This window comes from Paraburkholderia sp. BR10141 (genome assembly GCF_056155635.1).
In genome coordinates this window covers 1-1,464 of the sequence record NZ_JBMIQH010000110.1, presented here as the reverse complement: position 1 = coordinate 1,464, position 1,464 = coordinate 1, and the positions used below count along the sequence as shown (strand labels likewise).

At 67.9% G+C, this 1,464-nt stretch carries 1 protein-coding gene; it reads right to left on the bottom strand.

Annotated elements, in window-relative coordinates; all coding sequences use genetic code 11:
* Positions 1-1,464 (bottom strand): threonine ammonia-lyase, biosynthetic (gene ilvA / locus ACOJB8_RS41020; protein ID WP_475017955.1); only part of this gene is annotated, 1,464 nt, incomplete at both ends.

The following is a 1,464-nucleotide window of genomic DNA, read 5'->3' as shown; positions in this document are numbered from 1 at the left end:
AGGAACAACCGATACGCCGGGTTTTGCGTCTCTTCCCAGTGCGGATAACCGAGCGTGGCGAGGAAACGGCGGAACTCGGCGTCTTCGGCGGCGGGCACCTGGATGCCCACCAGAATCGAGCTGTAGTCGGCGCCCTGGTTGCGGTAGTGGAACAGGCTGATGTTCCAGTTCGGCGCCATCGACGAAAGGAAACGCATGAGCGCACCCGGGCGCTCCGGAAACTCGAAGCGGAACAGGCGTTCGTCGTGCGCGAGCGGCGAGCGTCCGCCCACCATGTAGCGGATGTGCTGCTTCGACAGTTCGTCGCCCGTGAGATCGACGCTCGGAAAGCCGTGATCGACGAAGGTCCTCGCGATCTGCTGCGACTCGCCGCGGTTGCGGATCTGCACGCCCACGAAGATGTGCGCGCGCTCGGCGTCGTCGATGCGGTAGTTGAACTCGGTCACGCTGCGCGTGCCGACCAGCTCGCAGAAGCGCTTGAAGCTGCCGCGCTCCTCGGGGATCGTCACCGCGAACACCGCTTCGCGCGCCTCGCCCACCTCGGCACGCTCGGCCACGAAGCGCATGCGGTCGAAGTTCATGTTCGCGCCCGAGGTGATCGCCACCAGCGTCTGCCCCTCGATGCCCGCGCGCTCCGCGTACTGCTTCGCGCCCGCCACGGCCAGTGCGCCTGCGGGTTCGAGCACGCTGCGCGTGTCCTGGAAGACGTCCTTGATCGCGGCGCAAAGGGCGTCCGTATCGACCGTGAGCACTTCGTCGAGATACTGGTGGCACAGGCGGAAGGTTTCCTCGCCCACGAGCTTGACGGCCGTGCCGTCGGAGAACAGCCCGACTTCGGTGAGTTCCACGCGCTTGCCGGCCTTGATCGACTGCGCCATCGCGCAGGAATCGTCGGTCTGCACGCCGATCACCCTGATCTCGGGGCGCACGGCTTTTACGTACGCCGCCACGCCCGCGGCCAGGCCGCCGCCGCCGATCGGCACGAAGATCGCGTGAATCGGGGCCTGATGCTGGCTCAGCACCTCCATGGCCACGGTGCCCTGGCCGGCGATCACGTGGGGATCGTCGAACGGATGCACGAAGGTCAGGCCGCGTTCTTCCTGCAGGCGCACGGCGTGGGCGTAGGCGTCGCTGTACGACTCGCCGGCCTGCACGACCTCGACGGTGGCGCCGCCGTGGGCGCGCACGGCATCGACCTTCACCTGCGGCGTGGTCACCGGCACGCATATCACGGCCTTCACGCCGAGCTTCGCCGCCGACAGCGCCACGCCCTGCGCGTGGTTGCCCGCCGAGGCGGTGATCACGCCGCGCTCGAGCTGCGCGGGCGAGAGATGCGCCATCTTGTTGTAGGCGCCGCGCAGCTTGAAGGAGAACACCGGCTGGTTGTCCTCGCGCTTGAGGAACACGGCGTTGCGCAGACGCGCCGAGAGGTTCGGGGCGCGCTCGAGTTCGGTTTCGCGGGCG